Raw genomic sequence first — 16,412 nt, forward strand, 5'->3', positions numbered from 1 at the left:
GCGGGGCCGCCGAGGTTAACGAAAAGTTGTCCCTATTCTACCGGTGACGGGCGTCGGGGGGAACGGTAAAACGTTGTTGTCTGATTTCACGCCGGAAAGCATGCCGGATGCGTGTTGCTGCGCGAGGGAAAGTGATAGACTCGGCGGATTATTGTCAGCATATATCCTTCAGGTATGGAGGGTAAGCGAGCCTTCGGTACGGAGTAGAGTCATAACATGGCAAAAGATAAGAAACGTGGGTTTTTCTCCTGGCTGGGCTTTGGCCAGAAGGAAAAGGAAGAAGAGCAACAGCAACCTGAGCCGTCGGTAGAGCAGGCGGAACCTCAGGCCGCGGAGACGCCGGCTGAACCGGCCGCCGCCAAGCTGGATGACAAGCTCCCCGCCCAGGAATCTGAACCTGCCGCCTCCGTCGACACCCCGGGAGAGTGGGATAACGGTCAGGCCGGTGAACAAATCGCGGAAAACCTACCGGCGGCGGCTGAACATCCGGCGGCGCCGCAAGCGTTGGCTGAAGAGATCGTCAGCGTCACCGAGCAAGTGGCGGCGCAGCAGCAACCGGTGGTCGAACCCGAGCCAGTGGTTGAACCCGAGCCGGTCGTCGAGCCTGAGCCAGTGGTTGAACCTGAGCCGGTCGTCGAACCCGAGCCAGTGGTTGAACCCGAGCCGGTCGTCGAGCCCGAGCCAGTGGTTGAACCCGAGCCGGTGGTCGAACCTGAGCCGGTCATCGAACCCGAGCCGGTCGTCGAACCTGAGCCGGTCATCGAGCCCGAGCCGGAAGAAGAGCCGCTGGAACCTGTCGTGCCGGCCGTTGCGCAAGAGCAGGAGCGCCCGACCAAAGAGGGCTTCTTCGCGCGCCTGAAGCGCAGCCTGCTGAAGACCAAGCAAAACCTCGGTTCCGGCTTTATGGGGCTGTTCCGCGGTAAAAAGATCGACGACGACCTGTTCGACGAGCTGGAAGAACAGTTGCTGATCGCCGACGTCGGCGTGGACACCACGCGCAAGATCATCACCTCCCTGACCCAGCACGCCAGCCGCAAGCAGTTGAAAGACGCCGAAGCGCTGTACGGCAAGCTGAAGGAGGAAATGTCCGAAATTCTGGCCAAGGTCGATCGGCCGCTGGATGTCAGCGGGAAAACCCCGTATGTCATCCTGATGGTCGGCGTGAACGGTGTGGGTAAAACCACCACCATCGGCAAGCTGGCGCGTCAGTTCCAGGCGGAGGGCAAGTCGGTGATGCTGGCGGCGGGGGACACCTTCCGCGCCGCGGCGGTGGAACAGCTGCAGGTGTGGGGCGAACGCAACCGCATTCCGGTGGTGGCGCAGCATACCGGCGCGGATTCCGCTTCGGTGATCTTCGATGCGGTGCAGGCCGCCAAGGCGCGCGGCATCGATGTGTTGATCGCCGATACCGCCGGCCGTCTGCAGAACAAATCGCACCTGATGGAAGAGCTGAAGAAGATCGTCCGCGTCATGAAAAAACTGGACGACCAGGCCCCCCATGAGGTTATGCTGACGCTCGATGCCAGCACCGGCCAGAATGCCGTCAGTCAGGCGAAATTATTTAATGAGGCCGTGGGCTTAACCGGCATCACGCTGACTAAACTGGACGGTACCGCCAAGGGCGGGGTGATCTTTGCCATCGCCGATCAGTTCGGTATCCCGATCCGCTATATCGGCGTCGGGGAAGGCATCGAAGATTTGCGGCCGTTTAAGGCTGACGATTTTATTGAGGCACTTTTTGCCCGAGAGGATTAATACGGATGATTCGCTTTGAACAGGTCAGTAAAGCTTATCTGGGCGGACGGCAAGCGCTGCAGGGGGTCGATTTCCATCTGCGCCCGGCGGAAATGGCGTTTCTGACCGGCCATTCCGGCGCGGGGAAAAGTACCCTGCTGAAACTGATTTGCGGTATCGAACGGCCCAGCGCCGGCCACATCTGGTTTGGCGGCCACGACATCAGCCGCTTGAAAAACCGCGAGGTGCCGTTCCTGCGTCGGCAGATCGGCATGATCTTCCAGGATCACCACTTGCTGCTGGATCGCACGGTGTATGACAACGTGGCGATGCCGCTGATCATCGCCGGCGCCAGCACCGAAGATATCCGCCGCCGCGTTTCCGCCGCGCTGGACAAGGTCGGTTTGCTGGATAAAGCGAAGAACTTCCCGATTCAGCTGTCCGGCGGTGAGCAGCAGCGCGTGGGCATCGCCCGCGCGGTGGTGAACAAGCCGGCGGTGCTGCTGGCGGATGAACCGACCGGTAACCTGGATGATGCGCTGTCGGAAGGCATTCTGCGCCTGTTTGAAGAATTCAACCGCGTCGGCGTGACCGTTCTGATGGCGACGCACGACACCGGGCTTATCGCCCGCCGCAATTACCGCATCCTGACGCTGAGCCAGGGCCGCATGCAAGGAGGCGCTCACCATGGCCAATAACGCAAAAACCGCCAAGAGCAAGGCGCTGCGCGGCGGCTGGCGCGAACAGTGGCGTTACGCCTGGATGAACGCCATCAAAGACATGCTGCGTCAGCCGTTGGCGACGCTGCTGACGGTGATGGTGATCGCCATTTCCCTGACGCTGCCGAGCGTGTGCTATATCGTGTGGAAAAACGTCAGCACCGCGGCCAGCCAGTGGTATCCGACGCCGCAGCTGACCGTCTATCTGGATAAATCGCTCGATGACGACGCGGCGCTGAAAGTGCTCGACGCCATTAAGGCGGAAGCCGGCGTGGAGAAGGTGAACTACCTGTCGCGTGAAGAAGCGCGCGGCGAGTTCCGCAACTGGTCGGGCTTTGGCGGCGCGCTGGACATGCTGGAAGAGAACCCGCTGCCGGCGGTGGCGATCGTCACGCCGAAGATGAGCTTCCAGAGTTCGGATACCCTCAACACCCTGCGCGATCGCGTAGCGGCGGTGCAGGGCGTGGAAGAAGTGCGTATGGATGACAGCTGGTTTGCCCGCCTGGCGGCGCTGACCGGGCTGGCGGGCCAGATCGCGGCGATCATCGGTGTGCTGATGATCGTGGCGGTGTTCCTGGTGATCGGCAACAGCGTGCGTCTGAGCATCTTCAGCCGCCGCGACACCATCAACGTGATGAAGCTGATCGGCGCCACCGACGGCTTTATCCTGCGGCCGTTCCTCAACGGCGGGGCGATGCTGGGCTTTGCCGGCGCGCTGCTGTCGCTGGTGCTGTCCGGCGCGCTGGTGTGGCAGCTGGAGTCGGTGGTCGCCGGGGTGGCCAAGGTGTTCGGCACCACCTTCACCTTGCACGGGCTGGGCTGGGATGAGGCGCTGCTGCTGCTGATCATCTCCGCGATGATCGGCTGGATCGCCGCCTGGCTGGCGACGGTGCAACATTTACGCCGATTTACACCACAGTAAGATTTTTTTGGTATACTCTTCTCCTGCTGCTTTTGATCGCGTTGCGGGAGAAGAGTGACCTCAAGCGAAGTCAGCACCATCCCTCTCTTCTTAGCGCACAAATTCCCTATCGGCCTGCACCCTCGTCACGTATTGTCAGCGACAATGCTTGCAACAAGGGTGAACTTTTAGGGCGGAGTACGGTCAAAAATTGCAGCAAATGTTAAGGTGCCCGGCGTGTGGAACCGCTTTTGCTTCAGCAACTGCCGTAGAATCAATCATTTCCCCGCTGTAATAATCACCTGCATGATTTTGTATTCTCATAGAGAGGGTTTGAATGACCAAAGAAATGCAAACTTTAGCCTTAGTACCCCAAGGTAGCTTGGAAGCCTATATCCGGGCAGCCAACGCCTATCCGATGCTGACGGCAGAGGAAGAGCGGGAGCTGGCTGAACGGCTGCATTATCAGGGCGATCTGGATGCCGCTAAGCAGCTCATCCTGTCTCACCTGCGCTTTGTCGCTCATATTGCCCGCAACTATTCAGGCTATGGTCTGCCGCAGGCGGATCTGATTCAGGAAGGCAACATCGGCCTGATGAAAGCCGTTCGCCGCTTCAACCCCGAAGTCGGCGTGCGTCTGGTTTCCTTTGCGGTGCATTGGATTAAGGCGGAAATCCACGAGTACGTATTGCGCAACTGGCGCATCGTGAAAGTGGCGACCACCAAAGCGCAGCGCAAGCTGTTCTTTAACCTGCGCAAAACCAAACAGCGTTTGGGCTGGTTCAACCAGGACGAAGTGGAACTGGTGGCCCGCGAGCTGGGCGTAACCAGCAAAGACGTGCGCGAGATGGAATCGCGCATGGCGGCGCAGGATATGACGTTCGATCCGACTCCGGACGACGAGGCCCGCGATGGCCAGTCGATGGCGCCGGTGCTGTACCTGCAGGACAAGAGCTCGGACTTCGCCGAAGGCATCGAGGAAGATAACTGGGAAAGCAACGCCGCAGACAAACTGGCCTATGCGCTGGAAGGTCTGGACGAGCGCAGCCAGCATATCATTCGCGCCCGTTGGCTGGACGACGACAACAAGTCGACGCTGCAGGAGCTGGCCGATCAGTACGGCGTTTCCGCCGAACGCGTGCGCCAGCTGGAAAAGAACGCCATGAAGAAACTCAAAATGGCGATCGAAGCCTGAGTTGATGCGAGATTCGATAAAAAAAGCCCGGCAAGCCGGGCTTTTTAGTGCCTGAAATTCGGCGTTATGGCGCCACGGTCGCGAAGTCCGGCGCCGGGCAGTCGTAGCCGAATTTCGCCGCCCACGGATAACGGGTGCCGGTGTTGATATAGCGCTGATAAAGCGCGCGGCCGGTTTTGGCGTCGCGCTTGATAACCCAGCTGGCGGCGTTACACAGCACGGCGGCATAGGCCTGGCTCTTCGGCGGCAGCAGATCGGCCGCCTGTTGCGCCAGCCCCACCGCCTGCCAGCGATAGTGCAGGAAACGGTTGTCTTCCTCCGGTAGCGCCGCCTTGGCGCGCGCCGCTTCTGCGCTGTCGATCCAGCTTTTATGCTTCAGCTCGCGAGTATCGAACGCATCCCCCAGATAGGAATAGCCGGCGCCATAGATGGCGTAATCCGGCGTCATCTCATACCCGGTAAACTCCAGCCCCTGAGCGCGCAGCAGGTTGGCGGCGCGATAGTAAGCCTGCGCGCGCGTCAGCGGCGCGGTGGATTTGTCCTTGGCGGCCTTCAGCTCATCGGCATACTGCTGCGCCGCTTGCCGGTAGTTGGGGATATCGAAATAGGCCAGCGCTTCCGGCGCGCGTCCGACGCGCATCAGCCGCCGCGCCAGCAGTTCGCGCAGCTGCACTTCCGGCGTGATCTGCTGGCCGCCGTAGTCGTCCGGGTTTACCGGCTTGAGCGGCGTCGTCGGCGCCGGTGCGTGCTTATCGACAAAGCCTTTCAACTCATCGACGGTCAGCACCCGCTCCGCCACGTCGGCCACGTCGGCCCAGTAGAGCGCTTTGCCGCGATACAGCAGGTCCATCGCCTGCAGATAGTCGCCGCGGTTCAGCGCCAGGATGGCCTGTTCGCCGGCCACCCGGCACTCGGGCACGATGGTTTCCGCGACGAAGTCGGCGTTGCGCTGTTCACCCCAGCTTTCGTCGGCGGGGAACGCGCTTGCCGCCTTGGCGTAGGCGGCGGTGGCGGCTTTCACGTCGCCGTCGCGCAGCGCCATTTTGGCGCGCAGCCACCACGCCAGGCCGCTGTCGCCGGCGTTTTTCAGCAGGCTCGCCGCCATCGGGTATTGCCCCGAACGGTAAGCCAGCGCCGCCAGCCGATCGCTGCCGGCGAAGCCGCTTTTCACTGAGCCGTCCAGCAGCGTCAGGATCTGGCTGATGATCTGGGCGGAGCGGCCGTTGCCGTCGGTATCCGCCATTTGCAGGTTGCCGCTGCGCGCGAACAGCTCAATGGTCACCAACTGCTGGATCAACGGATCGCCGATAATCTGTTTCAGCGTGTCCAAATGGTCGGGGTTGACCAGGAGGCTGGAGACGTACTGCAGCGACTGCCCGCCGCTCGGATCGCCCTGCGCCGCCTGTTGCGCGTACAGGTGGGCGGCGGGGGCGACGTCACCCAGCCACAGGTGAATGCGCGCCTGTTGCCCAAGGCTGCTCAGCGCCAGCTGATCGGGATCGGCGACGCCGTTTTTCACCCGATCGATCACCTGCTGGAATGCCGCCAGCGCCTGTTCAAGCGCGGCTTTTGGCGGATGCTCGGCGGCGGGGGTGGTTTCACCAGATTCATTCACCGGCGTCCCGTGGTCCGCCATCAGTACCCGCCCCAGCGAATACTGCGCCCGCAGTCCCCAGTCGCCCTGCTCGGCGGCCGGTAGCTTCAGCACCTGCTGGAAATAGTCTGCGGCGCGCGGATCGTGGCTGGCGAAAGCCACGGCGCCCAGTTGATAGAGACGCGCGGCGTTGGACAGCCCCTGCGTATTGACGGCGTCAGCCTCTTCCACCGTTTTGGCGGCGCGCATTTTGCCGATCGCGATCGTTTCCGGCGATTGCGGCATCGGTTTCGGCGGCATCGGCGGCGGCGGGGCCTGCCAGTGCGGCAACTGACTATCCGTCGGCACCAGCCGGCCGGCTTCGAAGGCGAAATTGCCCTCCGGCATATACAGCAGGGTGCCGTTGCGGTCGATCAGCAGCCGGTTAGGAAAATCCGGGCCGCAGGCATAGCCGTTCAGCGGCAGCGCCAGCGCGGCGCCGATCAGCATGGCCAGCGGAAGAAGGCGGCGGGTGTTCCGTGCCGCGCGCGTATCAAGGTGTGACAAGGGTGCCTCCTGGCGTCAGTTGTTGGCAGCGCAGCCAGCCCAGCGGCCGGGATTGTCCGGCGCGCAGCTGATCGCCGCTGATTCGAATAAAGCGTTGCCGTTGCGGTGCGGACTCCAGCCGGTAGTTGCTGACCGCGTCCGCCGCCAGGCAGTCGTCGGCGCGGATGATGACTTCTTGCGGCAGCGGGGCGTCCACCGGCCCGTTGTTATGAATTATCAGATCATACAGCCCGTTTTGCTGTGGCTGAGGCCTAAATTTTACCTGCCAGTCGACATTCAGCGGCCGCCGTTCGATCACCGCTCGCAGCGTGGCGAGCGACCAGGCGCGCCGATCGTCCGCCAGCGGCAAGCGGAACCAGATAATGCCGCGCAGCCGGGGCGGCGTTTGCTGCGCCAGCGTTTGCAGAAAATCGGCGATCTGCTGCGGCGCGACCGTCAGCTCACGGCCGTTGCCCGCCACGCGCAGCGAGGATTCGCTCTCCACCTGCGCGCCCTGCGCATCAAACCCCAGCAGCGCCATGCCATAAGCCGGCAGCGCGACGCGAAACGGCTTCGGTGTGACGGCGGCGTACTGCCGCACCCAGCGTAGCGCCAAGGGGCCGTCAAACAGCCCCTGCTGCGGCGAGAGCACCGCATGCACCTGCAGGACGGAGCTGTTGGCCTGTTGCAGTACGCCGGGCAGGTCGGGCGAGCCGATCCAGGCCGGCAGGGCGGTGATGCCGAGCTGCACAGCGGCGGGCAGCCGTTGGCGTAACCGCTGCAGAAAGCGTTGGTAGTCCGGCAGGCGGGCGGTGGCGGCGTCATGATCGATCTCGACGCCGGTGACGGGCAGCCCGGCCGCCTGCCAGCGCTGGGTGAGCGCCAGCAGGCGCTGGATAATGGCCGCCTGGTCCAGCTGCGGCAGCTGGCCGTCGAGGCGCGCCACCAGCCAGAGCGGGCGGCCGTCCTGCTTCAGCAGGTTGAGATCGGCCGGGATTTCCCGCCAGCCTTCACGCGGATGCACCTGCAGCGCCAGCACTCGCACCCCGCTGAACAGATCGCGGCTGTGCGCCAGCGCATCGGCGTGCTGCGGCGTCCACACCCGCTGCCAGACATAAACCTGCTGATCCCAACCTGAGGCCAGGCGCAGCGCCTGCTGATGCCCGGCGAACCAGGCCGCCAACCCCAGCGCAATCAAAACCAGCGCCGCCAACCGGCGTTTCATTTTTGCCAGAGATCGCCCTGCGGTGCAAAGCCGCAGGCGCGCATGAAGTTATCGACTTCCCCGCGTTCGCGCGGCGCCAGACCGGCGGTCGACAGCTGCCAGTGGGCGACCTGCGGCAGCTGACGCTGCGCATCCTGCACCAGGTAAAGACCGACGCCGCGGCGGCGCGTCACTTCGCGCACCAGCAGATCCTGCAGTTCGGCGCGGTCGTCCTGCAGCGCAATTTTCACCGCGCCCAGCAGACGCTCGTTGAAGCGGGCGGCGAACAGCGCCCTGCCGTCGCTCAGCCAGCGCTGCCACTGTTCCGGCTGCTGGTGCGGCCAAATTTTACCGAGGTCGATAAGGTCTTGCGGGGATAGCGCGGTCAGGCGCTCGATGGTCAGTTTCATGCAGAATTTCCGCGCAGCTAAATGATGCCGACAGTGTAATAGATCTTGTGCAGAGCGTTGTGTAAGTTTTTCTGTACGATTACTGTGCAATATGTTTTTTGCACGGGGCATTTTCCGAGTAAATAGTTAGTAAAGGGATTGTTAACCAGCACAACGCGCTACGCCTCAAGGTAAACGGCGCAGATTTAATTCGAATTTTATCCTGTTTACACCGCTTGTTTCTGCCTGATGAAGTTGATTTGCAGCAGAAAATTCCTGTTTAATGGCATGAAAAATAAAGTCTTATTAGAAAATAATGCCGACAAAGCGCCTAAATCATTATTACTTATAACAAAAGCGGTCAATAACGATCGGGCGCAGGCAAACACAACAGGTACGTTCACAACGACAGATGGGGATTTGCGGATGAAATTAACAACAGGTAAGGCACTGCTGGCGGGTTGCATTGCGATGGCCATGAGCCAGGCGGCTATGGCGAAAGACATCAAGGTGGCGATCGTCGGGGCGATGTCCGGCCCGGTCGCGCAGTATGGCGACATGGAGTTTACCGGCGCGCGCCAGGCGATTGCCGACATCAACGCCAAGGGCGGCATCAAGGGCGACAAGTTGGTCGGCGTGGAATATGACGACGCCTGCGATCCGAAACAGGCGGTTGCGGTCGCCAACAAGGTGATCAACGACGGCATTCGCTACGTGATTGGCCACCTGTGTTCCTCTTCCACCCAGCCGGCGTCCGATATCTATGAAGACGAAGGCGTGATCATGATTACCCCGGCGGCCACCAATGCCGATCTGACCACCCGCGGCTACAAGATGATCCTGCGCACCACCGGCCTGGATTCGGATCAGGGCCCGACCGCCGCCAAATACATCCTCAGCGACATCAAGCCGAAGCGCATCGCCGTGGTGCACGATAAGCAGCAATACGGCGAAGGCCTGGCGCGCTCGGTGCGCGACAGCCTGAAAAAACAGGGCACCGAAGTGGCGATGTTCGAAGGCATCACCGCCGGCGACAAAGACTTCTCCACCCTGGTGGCGCGCCTGAAGAAAGAAAATATCGACTTCGTGTACTTCGGCGGTTACTACCCGGAAATGGGCCAGATCCTGCGTCAGGCCAAGCAGGCCGGGTTGACCACTCGCTTCATGGGGCCGGAAGGCGTGGGCAACTCCTCGCTGTCCAACATCGCTGGCGCCGCCTCGGAAGGCATGCTGGTGACGCTGCCGAAACGCTACGATCAGGTGCCTGCCAACCAGCCGATCGTCGATGCGCTGAAAGCCAAGAAGCTGGATCCGACCGGCCCGTTCGTCTGGACCACCTATGCCGCGCTGCAGTCGCTGACCACCGGCATGGAGCGCAGCGGCAGCCAGGAGCCGGCGGACATCGTCAAGGATCTGAAAACCGGCAAGCCGGTGGAGACCGTGATGGGGCCGCTGACCTGGGATGACAAGGGCGATCTGAAAGGCTTCGAGTTCGGCGTGTTCGAATGGCATGCCAACGGCACGTCCACACCGATCAAATAAGCCATAATGATTAGGGTGGGGCGCAGTCCGCTGCGCCCGGCGGGTCGGCTTGCCGGCCCCGTCTCCCTTTACCCGCCGGTTCTCCGTCGGCGGGTTTCGCAGCCAAGGGTTCAGAGTATGTCAGAGCAGCTCCTCTATTTTCTGCAGCAGATGTTCAACGGCTTAACGTTGGGCAGCACCTATGCATTGATCGCCATCGGTTACACCATGGTTTACGGCATCATCGGCATGATCAACTTCGCTCACGGCGAGGTGTACATGATCGGCAGCTATGTCTCCTTTATCGTTATCGCCGCCCTGATGATGCTCGGCATCGACGTCGGCTGGTTGCTGATCGGCGCCGCGTTCCTGGTCTCGATCGTCATCGCCAGCGCCTATGGCTGGAGCATTGAGCGGGTGGCCTACAAGCCGGTGCGTAACTCCAAGCGCCTGATTGCGCTGATCTCGGCCATCGGCATGTCGATATTCCTGCAAAACTACGTCAGCCTGACGCAGGGCTCACGCGATCTGGCGCTGCCCAGCCTGGTGACCGGCCAGTGGGTGCTGGGGGAAAGCAACGGCTTCGCCGCCACCATCAGCACCATGCAGCTGACCATCTGGCTCGTGACCTTCCTGGCGATGCTGGCGCTGACGCTGTTTATACGCTATTCGCGCATGGGCCGCGCCTGCCGCGCCTGCGCGGAGGACCTGAAGATGGCCAGCCTGCTGGGCATCAACACCGACCGGGTGATCTCGCTGACCTTCGTCATCGGTGCGGTGATGGCGGCGGTGGCCGGGGTGTTGCTCGGCCAGTTCTACGGCGTCATCAACCCTTACATCGGCTTTATGGCCGGTATGAAAGCCTTTACCGCCGCGGTTCTGGGCGGCATCGGCAGCATTCCCGGCGCGATGATCGGCGGCCTGGTGCTGGGCGTGGCGGAAGCGCTGACCTCCGCCTATCTGAGCACCGAATACAAAGACGTGGTGTCGTTCGCGCTGCTGATCGTGGTGCTGCTGATCATGCCGACCGGCATTCTCGGGCGTCCGGAGGTTGAGAAAGTATGAAACTCAATCTGCTCAATGCGCTGATCGCCACGGCGGTGCTGTTCGTGATGGCGTCGTTCCTGATGGGCATGCAGCTCAGCCTGGACGGCACCAAACTGGTGGTGCACGGCGCGGCGGAAGTGCGCTGGATGTGGATCGGCATCGGCTGCGTCATCGTCTTTTTATTCCAGCTGTTGCGCCCGCTGCTGCAACAGGGATTGAAAAAAGTCTCCGGCCCGGCGCTCGTGCTGCCGAGCTTCGACGGCACCACGCCGCGGCAAAAGCTGCTGGCGGCTCTGCTGCTTGTGGCGGCGGTCGCCTGGCCGTTCCTGGTGTCGCGCGGCACGGTGGATATCGCCACCCTGACGCTGATCTACGTGATGCTGGGCCTCGGCCTCAACGTGGTGGTGGGCCTGTCCGGTCTGCTGGTGCTCGGCTACGGCGGTTTCTACGCCATCGGCGCCTACACCTACGCGCTGCTGAATCACTATTACGGTTTCGGCTTTTGGGAGAGCCTGCCGCTGGCGGGCATCGTCACCGCCGCCTTCGGCTTCCTGCTCGGTTTCCCGGTGCTGCGGCTGCGCGGCGACTATCTGGCGATCGTGACGCTCGGCTTCGGCGAGATCGTGCGCATTCTGTTGCTGAACAATACCGAGATCACCGGCGGGCCGAACGGCATCAGCCAGATCCCGAAACCGACCTTCTTCGGCCTGGAGTTCAACCGCAGCGTGCGCGACGGCGGCTGGGATACTTTCCATAACGTCTTCGGCCTGAAATACGATCCGAGCGACCGCATCGTATTCCTGTACCTGGTGGCGTTGCTGCTGGTGGTGCTGACGCTGTTCGTCATCAACCGCCTGCTGCGCATGCCGCTCGGGCGCGCCTGGGAAGCGCTGCGCGAAGACGAGATCGCCTGCCGCTCGCTGGGCCTCAGCCCGACGCGCATCAAGCTGACCGCCTTTACCATCAGCGCCGCCTTCGCCGGGTTTGCCGGCACGCTGTTCGCCGCGCGCCAGGGGTTCGTCAGCCCGGAATCCTTCACCTTCGTCGAGTCGGCCTTCGTGTTGGCGATCGTCGTACTGGGGGGCATGGGCTCGCAGTTCGCGGTCATTCTGGCGGCAATCCTGCTGGTGGTGTCGCGTGAGCTGATGCGCGATCTGAATGAATACAGCATGTTGCTGCTGGGTGCACTGATGGTGCTGATGATGATTTGGCGGCCGCAAGGGCTGTTGCCGATGAAACGGCCGCAGTTGAAGCTACAGGCGGCGGACATTCACGCGGGCAAGGGGAAACAGGCATGAGCGTTCAACCTTTACTGCAGGTGGAAGGCCTGTCGATGCGTTTCGGCGGGCTGCTGGCGGTCAACAATGTGGCGCTGACGCTGAACGAAGGCGAAATCGTGTCGCTGATCGGCCCCAACGGCGCCGGTAAAACCACGGTATTCAACTGCCTGACCGGTTTTTACCGCCCGACCGGCGGCACCATCAAATTGCGCGATCGCCATCTGGAAGGGCTGGCGGGGCAGGCCATCGCCCGTATGGGCGTAGTGCGTACCTTCCAGCATGTGCGGCTGTTCCGTGAAATGACGGTGATTGAGAACCTGCTGGTGGCGCAGCATCAGCACCTGAAAAGCGGCGTGTTCGCCGGGCTGCTGAAAACCCCGGCCTTCCGCCGCGCCGAAGCCGAGGCGCTGGCGCGCGCGGCGGAGTGGCTGGAGCGCGTCGGCCTGCTGGAGATGGCCAACCGTTCGGCGGGCAACCTGGCCTACGGGCAGCAGCGGCGGCTGGAGATCGCCCGCTGCATGGTGACCCGGCCGGAGCTGCTGATGCTGGACGAACCGGCCGCCGGCCTCAACCCGAAAGAGACCGACGAGCTGGATCACCTGATCGTCGAGCTGCGCGATCGGCATAAGGTCTCGGTGTTGCTGATCGAGCACGACATGAAGCTGGTGATGGGCATTTCCGACCGCATTTATGTGGTGAATCAGGGCACGCCGCTGGCGCAGGGCACACCGGCGGAGATCCGCAACAACCCGGACGTGATCCGGGCTTATTTGGGCGAAGAATAATATGTTGTCATTCAATCAGGTATCCGCCCATTACGGCAAAATTCAGGCGCTGCATCAGGTCAGTCTCACGATAAGTCAGGGCGAAATCGTGACGTTAATCGGCGCCAACGGCGCCGGTAAAACCACGCTGCTCGGCACCCTGTGCGGCGAACCGCGCGCCAGCGAAGGCAGCATCGTTTTCCAGGGCCAGGACATCACCCAGTGGCAAACCTCGCGCATCATGCGCGAAGCGGTGGCGATCGTGCCGGAAGGGCGGCGCGTCTTCTCGCGCATGACGGTGGAAGAAAACCTGGCGATGGGCGGTTTCTTCGCCGATCGCCAGCAGTATCAACAGCGTATCGAACGGGTGTTCACGCTGTTCCCGCGCCTGCTGGAGCGCCGAAGCCAGCGCGCCGGCACCATGTCCGGCGGCGAACAGCAGATGCTGGCCATCGGCCGCGCGCTGATGAGCCAGCCGAAGCTGCTGCTGCTCGACGAACCTTCGCTTGGGCTGGCGCCCATCATCATCCAGCAGATCTTCGACATCATTCAGCAGCTGCGGGAAGAGGGCATGACCATCTTCCTGGTGGAGCAAAACGCCAATCAGGCGCTGAAATTGGCGGACCGCGGTTATGTGCTGGAAAACGGCCGCGTGGTGTTGGAAGATACGGGGGCTGCATTGTTAGCCAACGAAGCAGTGAGGTCGGCGTATCTGGGCGGTTAATCCGCCCCCCTACGAATTAAAATAATCAGGTACGAGAAGAAGAAATGAAGACAGAAGGGTTACTCGCGCAGCGCATCGTTAACGTAAAAAGTTCGGCCATCCGTGAATTGCTTAAGCACAGCAAGATGGAACACGTCATTTCGCTGGCGGGCGGCATCCCCTCTGATGCGCTGTTCGATTTCGAAGGATTGAGCATCGCCACCCAGCAGGCGATCACCGAACAGCCGAAAAGCGCGTTTCAGTATGGTTTGACCGAGGGCAGCCCGCTGCTGCGTGAGCGCATTTGCGCGCTGTGCGCCGAGCGCGGCGTCACCGCTGGCGCGGAAGAGGTGATGGTCACCGCCGGCTCGCAGCAGGCACTGGATTTGGTGATGCGCGCCATCGTCAATCCCGGCGACGTGTTTGTGGTGGAGCGCCCGACCTACCTGGCGGCGCTGCAAACGCTGGAACTGGCGGAGGCCAACATCATGTCGGTCTCGTCTGACAGCGACGGCATGGTGGTGGAAGAGCTGGCCGAACTGCTGAAAACCCAGCGCATCAAGGGCGTGTACGTGGTGCCGAACTTCGGCAACCCCAGCGGCATTACCCTCAGCGCCGCGCGCCGCGAACTGCTGGTGAAGCTGGCCGCCGAACATAACTTCCTGATCATCGAAGACGATCCGTACGGCGAACTGCGTTTCACCGAAGAGCGCCACCCGACGCTGCATCAGGTGTCGCAGCGGGTGCTGGGCAACACCGACCACATCATCTATACCTCGACCTTCTCCAAGATCCTGGCGCCGGGCCTACGCTTGGGCTGGGCGATCCTGCCGCCGTTCCTGCTGCATAAAGTGGCGATCATCAAACAGGCGGCGGATCTGCACGCCAGCGCCCTGTCGCAGAGCATCGTCGAATGCTACCTCGGCCTGGATCGCCTGCCGGCGCAGATCGACAAGATCCGTGCCGCCTACAAGCAAAAGGGCGAGATCCTGGCCGGTTTGGTGGAGCAGGAGCTGGGCGACTACATCACCTTCGATAAGCCGAAGGGCGGCATGTTCCTGTGGGCGCGTTTCCGCCAGCCGTTCAACGCCACCGAATGGCTGAACACCACGCTGCAGCAGGGCGTGGTGTTCGTGCCGGGGGAATACTTCTTCTCCGACAACCCGGATCGTTCGACCTTCCGCCTGTCGTTCGCCACCGCCACCGAGCAGCAGATGCAAGAAGCGGTGGCGCGCCTGCGCCGTTCGCTGTAATCCTCGCGGCGGCGGAGCCGATGCCCGCCGCCGACATCAAACCGCCATCTTCACTTCACCTTGCCGTCATGTGGCTGTCATATAACGGTTATTTTTCTGTCATCCGCGCATGGCATGTTAGCTTCCGAACAAAAAACTGATTCTTTTCGCTCACGCGCTTTTACACCAGCTTTTTCAGGAGTTAGGCATGCTCACCTACGCTATTCGCAAAACCACGCTGTGCGTCGCATTGACCCTGGCGGTCAGCGCCCAGGCGCTGGCGGCGACGGAAATCCCGTTCTGGCATTCAATGGAAGGCGAACTGGGTAAGGAAGTGGATTCCCTGGCGGATCGCTTCAACCAGTCGCACAGCGACGTCAAGATTGTGCCGGTTTATAAAGGCAACTACGAACAGAGCCTGGCGGCGGGCATCGCCGCTTACCGCTCCGGCAAGGCGCCGGCGATCCTGCAGGTTTACGAGGTGGGCACCGCCACCATGATGGCCAGCAAAGCCATCAAGCCGGTCTACGAAGTGTTTAAAGAGGCCGGCATCAACTTCGACGAGTCGGTGTTCGTGCCGACGGTGGCCGGCTATTACACCGACAACAAGAGCGGCCATCTGCTGTCGCAGCCGTTCAACAGCTCCACGCCGGTGCTGTACTACAACAAAGACGCTTTCAAAAAGGCCGGCCTGAACCCGGATCAGCCGCCGAAAACCTGGCAGGAACTGGCGGCGGATACCGCCAAACTGCGCGAAGCCGGCATGAAGTGCGGTTACGCCAGCGGCTGGCAGGGTTGGATCCAACTCGAGAACTTCAGCGCCTGGCACGGCGTGCCGTTCGCCAGTGAAAACAACGGATTTGGCGGCACCAGCGCCAAGCTGGAGTTCAACCAACCGCTGCAGGTCAAGCATATCGCGTTGCTCGAAGCGATGAACAAGAAGGGCGACTTTACCTACTTCGGCCGCAAAGACGAATCCACCGAGAAGTTCTACAACGGCGATTGCGCTATCACCACCGCCTCTTCCGGTTCGCTGGCGGACATCAAGCACTACGCCAAATTCAACTACGGCGTCGGCATGATGCCTTACGACGCCGACGCGAAAAACGCGCCGCAGAACGCCATCATCGGCGGGGCCAGTCTGTGGGTGATGAACGGTAAAGACGCCGCCACCTACAAGGGCGTGGCCGAGTTCCTGCAGTACCTGGCGCAGCCGGAAATCGCCGCCGAATGGCACCAGAAGACCGGTTATCTGCCGATCACCACCGCGGCTTACGATCTGACCAAGCAGCAGGGCTTCTACGATAAGAACCCGGGGGCCGACGTCGCCACTCGCCAGATGCTGAACAAGCCGCCGTTGCCGTTCACCAAGGGCCTGCGCCTGGGCAACATGCCGCAGATCCGCAGCGTGGTGGATGAAGAGCTGGAAGGCGTGTGGACCGGCAAGAAAACGCCTCAGCAGGCGTTGGACGCCGTCGTGCAGCGCGGTGACGTGCTGCTGCGCCGCTTCGAAGCATCGACCAAGTAACCCTGCGTCGCGGGCCCGGCGGACCGGGCTCGCGCCTTCACGCCGATCCTTCCGTACCCGATTAATGGTTTAACTG

14 protein-coding genes are annotated in these 16,412 nt (G+C 61.9%); 11 read left to right on the forward strand and 3 right to left on the reverse strand.

Features of this window, described 5'->3' with window-relative positions; translation table 11 throughout:
* Positions 1-216 precede the first annotated feature (216 nt).
* From ftsY to rpoH, 4 genes are all read left to right on the forward strand, one after another.
* A complete protein-coding gene (ftsY, locus tag ADK28_RS10885; RefSeq protein WP_048795665.1) occupies positions 217-1,755 on the forward strand; it encodes a signal recognition particle-docking protein FtsY in 1,539 nt (512 codons plus the stop codon).
* 5 nt (positions 1,756-1,760) lie between these two features.
* A complete protein-coding gene (ftsE, locus tag ADK28_RS10890; protein WP_004934337.1) occupies positions 1,761-2,432 on the forward strand; it encodes a cell division ATP-binding protein FtsE in 672 nt (223 codons plus the stop codon).
* Positions 2,422-3,375, forward strand: coding sequence for a permease-like cell division protein FtsX (ftsX, locus tag ADK28_RS10895; protein WP_033636680.1), 954 nt, complete (start codon positions 2,422-2,424; stop codon positions 3,373-3,375). The genes ftsE and ftsX overlap by 11 nt, the downstream gene beginning before the upstream one ends.
* Positions 3,376-3,691: 316 nt before the next feature.
* The gene (gene rpoH, locus ADK28_RS10900; RefSeq protein WP_004934345.1) at positions 3,692-4,549 is read left to right on the forward strand and encodes an RNA polymerase sigma factor RpoH; all 858 of its coding nucleotides are present in this window, start codon (positions 3,692-3,694) and stop codon (positions 4,547-4,549) included.
* 64 nt (positions 4,550-4,613) lie between these two features.
* Here rpoH and ADK28_RS10905 read toward each other — a convergent pair whose 3' ends face one another.
* Genes ADK28_RS10905 through panM form a run of 3 tightly spaced genes read right to left on the reverse strand, consistent with a single transcriptional unit; the run spans position 4,614 to position 8,282 of the window.
* Positions 4,614-6,632 carry a hypothetical protein gene (locus ADK28_RS10905; protein WP_152929690.1) on the reverse strand — a complete coding sequence of 673 codons (2,019 nt, stop codon included), beginning with the start codon at positions 6,630-6,632 and terminating at the stop codon, positions 4,614-4,616.
* 43 nt (positions 6,633-6,675) lie between these two features.
* Positions 6,676-7,893: a DUF3142 domain-containing protein gene (locus ADK28_RS10910; protein ID WP_048795667.1), complete on the reverse strand. Its 1,218-nt coding sequence runs from the start codon at positions 7,891-7,893 to the stop codon at positions 6,676-6,678.
* On the reverse strand, positions 7,890-8,282 hold the full coding sequence (gene panM / locus ADK28_RS10915; protein ID WP_016929466.1) for an aspartate 1-decarboxylase autocleavage activator PanM: 393 nt from the start codon (positions 8,280-8,282) through the stop codon (positions 7,890-7,892). Before panM ends, ADK28_RS10910 begins: the two co-directional genes overlap by 4 nt.
* A 405-nt stretch (positions 8,283-8,687) precedes the next feature.
* Between panM and ADK28_RS10920 the strand changes: the two genes are divergently transcribed.
* The 7 genes from ADK28_RS10920 to ugpB all read left to right on the forward strand — a co-directional run bounded on the left by ADK28_RS10920 (position 8,688) and on the right by ugpB (position 16,336).
* On the forward strand, positions 8,688-9,803 hold the full coding sequence (locus ADK28_RS10920) for a branched-chain amino acid ABC transporter substrate-binding protein (protein ID WP_025304902.1): 1,116 nt from the start codon (positions 8,688-8,690) through the stop codon (positions 9,801-9,803).
* Positions 9,804-9,920: 117 nt separating this feature from the next.
* On the forward strand, positions 9,921-10,847 hold the full coding sequence (gene livH, locus ADK28_RS10925) for a high-affinity branched-chain amino acid ABC transporter permease LivH (RefSeq protein WP_015376290.1): 927 nt from the start codon (positions 9,921-9,923) through the stop codon (positions 10,845-10,847).
* Positions 10,844-12,127, forward strand: coding sequence for a high-affinity branched-chain amino acid ABC transporter permease LivM (locus ADK28_RS10930; RefSeq protein ID WP_048795668.1), 1,284 nt, complete (start codon positions 10,844-10,846; stop codon positions 12,125-12,127). Before livH ends, ADK28_RS10930 begins: the two co-directional genes overlap by 4 nt.
* Positions 12,124-12,894 (forward strand): high-affinity branched-chain amino acid ABC transporter ATP-binding protein LivG, encoded by a 771-nt coding sequence (gene livG / locus ADK28_RS10935; RefSeq protein WP_025304904.1) that lies wholly within the window; start codon positions 12,124-12,126, stop codon positions 12,892-12,894. Before ADK28_RS10930 ends, livG begins: the two co-directional genes overlap by 4 nt.
* A 1-nt stretch (position 12,895) precedes the next feature.
* Positions 12,896-13,597: a high-affinity branched-chain amino acid ABC transporter ATP-binding protein LivF gene (gene livF / locus ADK28_RS10940; protein ID WP_004934391.1), complete on the forward strand. Its 702-nt coding sequence runs from the start codon at positions 12,896-12,898 to the stop codon at positions 13,595-13,597.
* A gap of 44 nt (positions 13,598-13,641) precedes the next feature.
* Positions 13,642-14,829 carry a PLP-dependent aminotransferase family protein gene (locus ADK28_RS10945; protein WP_033638994.1) on the forward strand — a complete coding sequence of 396 codons (1,188 nt, stop codon included), beginning with the start codon at positions 13,642-13,644 and terminating at the stop codon, positions 14,827-14,829.
* Positions 14,830-15,016: 187 nt separating this feature from the next.
* Positions 15,017-16,336 (forward strand): sn-glycerol-3-phosphate ABC transporter substrate-binding protein UgpB, encoded by a 1,320-nt coding sequence (gene ugpB, locus ADK28_RS10950; RefSeq protein ID WP_048795669.1) that lies wholly within the window; start codon positions 15,017-15,019, stop codon positions 16,334-16,336.
* Positions 16,337-16,412 lie beyond the last annotated feature (76 nt).

The sequence above is a fragment of the Serratia sp. 506_PEND genome (genome assembly GCF_001076875.1).
In the GTDB taxonomy this organism is placed as follows: Bacteria; Pseudomonadota; Gammaproteobacteria; order Enterobacterales; family Enterobacteriaceae; genus Serratia; species Serratia marcescens.